The organism is Massilia sp. TS11 (assembly GCF_022012445.1).
Classification (GTDB): domain Bacteria; phylum Pseudomonadota; class Gammaproteobacteria; order Burkholderiales; family Burkholderiaceae_D; genus Telluria.
This window is the reverse complement of sequence record NZ_JAKLTS010000012.1, coordinates 125,967-131,966: the sequence shown is the minus strand read 5'-3', so window position 1 is coordinate 131,966 and position 6,000 is coordinate 125,967. Positions and strand designations below refer to the sequence as shown.

The window sequence follows — 6,000 nt, the reverse complement described above, 5'->3', positions numbered from 1 at the left end:
TTTTTCTCGAGAGAAAAATGGGGTCTGACCCCGATTTGTTTGCGCGGCACTATTGGATGAATTGCTGCCACAGGCGGTCGAGTGATTCGCCGCTCGCTTCGGCCCACACGGCTTCGCTGTACTTGTCGTCGCGGATGGCGCTGGCCAGGCGGCGGATGATGTCCTTGTCCTTGTTCAGCACGATCCAGTGCAGGAAGCTGGCCGTCACTTCATTGCCGGCCAGGTAGCCGCGTTGGCGCAGGTCGACCCGGTTCTCCTGCAGCCAGTAGAAAAAGGGCTGGCTGGCGCTGTAGCCGCTCAGGTGGCCATCGGCGTCCAGCCGCAGGCGCGGGCCGAGGTCTTTGGCGAACTGCACGTGGCTGACATAGTCGGCGATGCCTTCGAGTAGCCATTTGCCCTCGGGTAGGTCGTGCTGGTAGAGGTGGGTCAGGTCGTGGATCAGCAGGGTCTCGGCCTGGGCCGGGGCGGTGCCGGCGGTCAGGTGGATCACGCCCTCGCGCACATAGGACAGGGCGCCGTCCTCGCGCGCGGCCGGTTCGAACACGATGCGCACGCGCTCGAGCGTGGCGCCGCGCCGGGGGCCGTAGAGCAGGGTGTTCACGCGCGGCCCCCATTCGGCCACCAGCTGCTGGGCGCGGCTGGCGAGGGCCTTGGCCTGGGGTGCGCGGCTCAGGTCGGTATCGACGCTGACCACGGCGCTTGCCGGGCCAGCCAGAGTCAGTAGCAGGGCGGCCTTAACTGCCGCGATACGTGGCATACGACCAGGGCGTGACAACCAGGGGGACGTGGTAGTTTTGACTTGCATCGGCGATTCCGAAGGCGATGGTGACCCGGTCGATGAATCGCGGCTCAGGCAGGGTCTGGCCTTGGGCGGCGAAATAGTCGCCGGCGTGGAACACGAGTTCGTACTGGCCGACCTGCAGGGCCTCGCCCTCGAGCAGCGGGGCGTCGCAACGGCCGTCATGGTTGGTGACGGCGGTTTTGATCAGGCTGCGTGCGCCTTCGCGCACGGCATACAGTTCGAGGCTGACCCCGGCGCCCGGCTTGCCGAGCGTGGTGTCGAGGACGTGCGTACTCAGTTTTCCCATGATGCGTGTATATGCGGTAATGAATGGCCTTATTCTGAACATCATATACGCGCCGCAGGCTTGGCTTATATGATACGCCGTATGATGACTAATCAAAATCCCTATCCCCGCGACCTGATCGGTTATGGCAGGACCCCGCCGCACGCGCGCTGGCCGGGCGGCGCCCGTATCGCCGTGCAGTTCGTCCTCAATTACGAGGAGGGCGGCGAGAATTGTGTGCTGCACGGCGACCCGGCCTCGGAGACTTTCCTGTCCGAGATCATCGGCGCCCAGGCCTTCCCGAACCGCCACATGAGCATGGAGTCGCTGTATGAATACGGCTCGCGCGCCGGGGTCTGGCGTCTGCTGCGCATGTTCGAGGAGCGCGGCCTGCCGCTGACCGTCTTTGGCGTGGCCATGGCCCTGCAGCGCCATCCAGATGTGACCGCGGCCTTCCGCGAACTGGGCCACGAGATCGCCTGCCACGGCCTGCGCTGGATCTCTTACCAGAACGTGGACGAGGCGACCGAGCGCGCCCACCTGCGCGAGGCGGTCGACATCATCCGCGATCTGACTGGCGCGGCTCCGCTTGGCTGGTACACGGGCCGCGATTCGCCCAACACGCGCCGCCTCGTCGTCGAGCATGGCGGCTTCACTTACGATGCTGACTATTACGGCGACGATCTGCCTTTCTTCACGGCGGTGGCGCACACCGGCCCGGACGGGCAGCCGGCCGTCAAGCAGCATCTGGTCGTGCCCTACACGCTGGACACGAACGACATGCGCTTTGCCGCCATGCAGGGCTTCAACTCGGGCACCCAGTTCTTCGATTACGTGAAGGACGCGTTCGACGTCCTCTACGCCGAGGGCGACCCGGCCGGCCTGGACCGCCCCAAGATGCTGTCGATCGGCCTGCACTGCCGTCTGATCGGGCGGCCGGCGCGGGCGGCGGCGCTGGCGCGCTTCCTCGATTACATCCAGGCCCACGACGGGGTGTGGATCACGCGCCGTATCGATATCGCCGAGCACTGGTGGCGCACCCATCGCACATCGTAATTCGCATATAACCGAAATAATGCGATTCTTATAGTCAGCTTGACCGTGGGTGCTAGGCTTGCGAGCATGGGAGAGACTGTGATGAACACACCGCAAGCGATTCGCTATTACCACCGCGGCCGCGTGGAAGAGGTGCGCGACGCCGCGCCCACGCGCACCGTGCTGCAGCACCTGCGCGAGGACCGCCATTGCACCGGCACCAAGGAAGGCTGTGCCGAGGGCGATTGCGGGGCCTGCACGGTGGTGGTCGGCTCGCTCGAGGATGGCAAGCTCGCGCTGCAGGCGGTCAATGCCTGCATCCAGCTCTTGCCCAGCCTCGACGGCAAGGCCTTGTTCACGGTCGAGGATGTGGCCCTGCCCGACGGGCGCCTGCATCCGGTCCAGCAGGCCCTGGTCGATTGCCACGGCTCGCAGTGCGGCTTCTGCACGCCGGGCTTCGTGATGTCGCTGTGGGCCATGTATCAGCAGCAGGCCGGCGCCTGCCCGAGCCGCGCCGAGATCGACGATGCGCTGTCGGGCAATCTGTGCCGCTGCACCGGCTACCGGCCGATCATCGACGCCGCCCAGCGCATGGTGGAACTGCCGCCGGCCGCTTTCGACGCGGCAGCCGTGGTGGCGGCCCTGCAGCCGCTGCAGCGCACGACTCAGGCCAGCTTTGGCAATGCCGCCGCTGTCTGCCATGTGCCGCGCACGCTGGCGGAACTGGTCGCCCTGCGCGCGGCCGAACCGCAGGCCGTGCTGGTGGCCGGCTCCACCGATGTCGGCCTGTGGATCACCAAGCAGATGCGCGAGCTTGGCAACCTGATCCTGCTCGGCCAGGTGGCCGAGCTCAAACGCATCCAGGTGGCTGAAGGCATGCTGGAGATCGGCGCGGGCGCCACCCTGAACGCGGCCTATGCAGCTGTGTGCGAACACTATCCGGAGCTGCGCGAACTGTGGCAGCGCTTTGCCTCGCGCCCGATCCGCAATGCCGGCACCCTGGGCGGGAACGTGGCCAATGGCTCGCCGATCGGCGACTCCATGCCCTGGCTGATTGCGCTCGGCGCCCAGGTGCTGCTGCGCGGGCCGGCTGGCCAGCGCGTGCTGGCGCTGGAGGACTTCTACCTCGGCTACCAGCAGAAGGACCTGCAGGCGGGAGAATTTGTGGAAGCCGTGCGGGTGCCGCTGCCGCGCGCGCAGCGCGTGCTGCGCACCTACAAACTGGCCAAGCGCTTCGATCAGGATATTTCGGCCGTGTGTGCGGCCTTCGCGCTCGATTTTGCGGGCGACACCATCAGCGCGGCGCGCATCGCCCTCGGTGGCATGGCGGCCACGCCCAAGCGTGCCGCGGCGACCGAGGCGGCACTGGTCGGCCAGCCCTGGTCCGAGGCCGTGCTGGCGCGCGCCATGGAAGCGCTGGGCGAGGATTACACGCCGCTCAGCGACATGCGTGCCTCGAGCAGCTATCGGCTGACGGCGGCGCGCAATCTGCTGCGCCGTTTCTGGTTCGAGACGCGCCGCGAGAACCCGCTGCCGGCCGATGCCGTCAATGCCTTTGCCGTGCGCGCCTGAGGAGGAACCATGAACGCTCCCGACGCCAAGACCGCGCCCTGGACCGGTGTGCATGTGCCGCGTGCGCACGAATCGGCCGCCCTGCATGTGCTGGGTCAGGCCAATTACACCGACGATGTGCCGGAGCTGCAGGGTACCCTGCATGCGGCCCTGGGCCTGTCCGCGCGCGCCCATGCGCGCATCCGCGCGATCGACCTGAGCGCCGTGCGCGCTGCCGCCGGTGTGGTGGATGTGATCCTGGCCAGCGATATCCCCGGCGCCAATGACTGCGGGCCGATCATCCATGACGATCCGATCCTCGCCGATGGCGTGGTCCAGTATGTGGGCCAGCCGGTGTTCATCGTGGTGGCGCAGTCGCATGCGCAGGCGCGCCGTGCCGCGCGCCTGGCGCAGATCGACTATGAAGACCTGCCCGCGATTCTGACGCCGCAGCAGGCCAAGGCGGCCCAGTCCTATGTGTTGCCGCCGATGCATCTGGCACGCGGCGACGCCCAGGCCGCGTTCGAGGCGGCGCCGCGCAAGCTCGCAGGTGAGCTGTATGTCGGCGGCCAGGAGCAGTTCTATCTCGAAGGGCAGATCGCCTACGCCATGCCGCAGGAAGGGCAGGGCATGCGCGTGCTCTCTTCGACCCAGCATCCGAGCGAGATGCAGCATGTGGTCGCGCATGCGCTCGCCGTCCCCTCGCACGCGGTGGTGGTGGAGTGCCGCCGCATGGGCGGCGGCTTTGGCGGCAAGGAGTCGCAGTCGGCCCTGTGGTGCGCGGCGGCGGCGATTGCGGGGGCGCGTCTGCGCCGTCCGGTCAAGCTGCGTGCCGACCGCGATGACGACATGCTCGTCACCGGCAAGCGCCACTGCTTCTGGTACGAATACGAGATCGGCTTTGACGACAGCGGCAAGATCCTGGCGGCCAAGGTCGACATGGTTTCGCGCGCCGGCTTCTCGGCCGACTTGTCCGGCCCCGTCGCCACGCGCGCCGTCTGCCATTACGACAACGCCTACTATCTGTCGGACGTGGACATCCGCGCTGCCTGCGGCAAGACCAATACGCAGTCGAACACCGCCTTCCGCGGCTTCGGCGGTCCGCAGGGCGCCATCGCCATCGAGTATGCGATCGACGAAATCGCGCGCACGCTCGGCATCGATGCACTCGACGTCCGGCGCCGCAATTTCTACGGGGTCGAGCGCGACAATGTCACGCCCTATGGCCAGCGCATTGTCGACAATGTGCTGCACCCGCTGGTGGCCGAACTGGAAGCGAGCAGCGACTACCGCGCGCGGCGCGAAGCCATCACCCGCTTCAATGCCGCCAGCCCGGTGCTGAAGAAGGGCCTGGCCTTGACGCCGGTGAAATTCGGGATCGCCTTCAATGTCACCCACCTGAATCAGGCGGGCGCGCTCGTGCATGTCTATCTCGATGGCTCGGTCATGGTCAACCATGGCGGCACCGAGATGGGGCAGGGCATCCACACCAAGGTGGCCCAGGTGGTCGCGCATGAATTGGGGCTGGACCTGGAGCGCGTGCGCATCGCCGCCACCGACACCAGCAAGGTGGCCAATACCTCGGCCACGGCGGCGTCCACGGGCGCCGACCTGAATGGCAAGGCGGCCCAGGATGCCGCGCGCCAGATCCGCCAGCGCCTGGCCGCCTTCGCCGCGCGCCAGCATGGCGTGGACCCGGACAGCGTGGGCTTTTCGGCCAATGCGGTGCAGGTGGCGGACAAGTCGATCCCGTTTGCCACCCTCGTGCATCAGGCCTATCTGGCGCGCGTGCAGCTGTGGTCGGACGGCTTTTACGCCACGCCCCATCTGCACTGGGACCCGAAGACGATGAGCGGGCATCCGTTCTCCTACTTCGCTTATGGGGCGGCGGTGGCAGAAGTGGTGGTCGATACCCTGACCGGCGAATGGAAGCTGCTGCGCGCCGATGCCCTGTATGACGCGGGCCGCTCGCTCAATCCGGCCATCGATATCGGCCAGGTGGAGGGTGCCTTCATCCAGGGCATGGGCTGGCTGACCACCGAGGAATTGTGGTGGAACGCGCAGGGCCGGCTGATGACGCACGCACCCTCGACCTACAAGATTCCCGGTGTGTCGGACTGTCCGGCCGACTTCCGCGTGCGCCTGTTCGAGAACGCCAATGTGGAGGACAGCATCCACCGCTCCAAGGCCGTGGGCGAGCCGCCGCTGCTGCTGCCGTTCTCGGTTTTCTTCGCCCTGCGCGACGCGATTTCGAGCGTCGGCGGGCACCGTGTGCACCCGCCGCTGAACGCCCCCGCCACCAGCGAGGCGATTTTGCAGGCCATCGAGGCGGTTCGTCCGCACTGAA

The 6,000-nt window shown here is 67.0% G+C and carries 5 protein-coding genes; 3 read left to right on the top strand and 2 right to left on the bottom strand.

Annotated features, from left to right (window positions below):
* Positions 1-49 precede the first annotated feature (49 nt).
* Positions 50-757 (bottom strand): basic secretory family protein, encoded by a 708-nt coding sequence (locus tag LZ005_RS17325; RefSeq protein ID WP_237809752.1) that lies wholly within the window; start codon positions 755-757, stop codon positions 50-52.
* Complete coding sequence (gene uraH, locus LZ005_RS17320; protein ID WP_237809751.1) at positions 735-1,088, bottom strand: hydroxyisourate hydrolase; 354 nt, start codon at positions 1,086-1,088, stop codon at positions 735-737. Before uraH ends, LZ005_RS17325 begins: the two co-directional genes overlap by 23 nt.
* 84 nt (positions 1,089-1,172) lie before the next feature.
* Here uraH and puuE point away from each other — a divergent pair, with 84 nt between their 5' ends.
* From puuE to xdhB, 3 genes are all read left to right on the top strand, one after another.
* On the top strand, positions 1,173-2,123 hold the full coding sequence (puuE, locus tag LZ005_RS17315; RefSeq protein WP_237809756.1) for an allantoinase PuuE: 951 nt from the start codon (positions 1,173-1,175) through the stop codon (positions 2,121-2,123).
* 81 nt (positions 2,124-2,204) lie between these two features.
* On the top strand, positions 2,205-3,674 hold the full coding sequence (xdhA, locus tag LZ005_RS17310; RefSeq protein ID WP_237809750.1) for a xanthine dehydrogenase small subunit: 1,470 nt from the start codon (positions 2,205-2,207) through the stop codon (positions 3,672-3,674).
* A gap of 9 nt (positions 3,675-3,683) precedes the next feature.
* On the top strand, positions 3,684-5,999 hold the full coding sequence (xdhB, locus tag LZ005_RS17305; RefSeq protein WP_237809749.1) for a xanthine dehydrogenase molybdopterin binding subunit: 2,316 nt from the start codon (positions 3,684-3,686) through the stop codon (positions 5,997-5,999).
* The last annotated feature ends 1 nt before the right edge of the window (position 6,000 follow it).

What these genes read in the sequence shown, in the direction of transcription:
- LZ005_RS17325 (WP_237809752.1), bottom strand. Translation starts at nt 757, where the DNA reads ATGCCACGTATCGCGGCAGTTAAGGCCGCCCTGCTACTGACTCTGGCT.
- uraH (WP_237809751.1), bottom strand. Translation starts at nt 1,088, where the DNA reads ATGGGAAAACTGAGTACGCACGTCCTCGACACCACGCTCGGCAAGCCG.
- puuE (WP_237809756.1), top strand. Translation starts at nt 1,173, where the DNA reads ATGACTAATCAAAATCCCTATCCCCGCGACCTGATCGGTTATGGCAGG.
- xdhA (WP_237809750.1), top strand. Translation starts at nt 2,205, where the DNA reads ATGAACACACCGCAAGCGATTCGCTATTACCACCGCGGCCGCGTGGAA.
- xdhB (WP_237809749.1), top strand. Translation starts at nt 3,684, where the DNA reads ATGAACGCTCCCGACGCCAAGACCGCGCCCTGGACCGGTGTGCATGTG.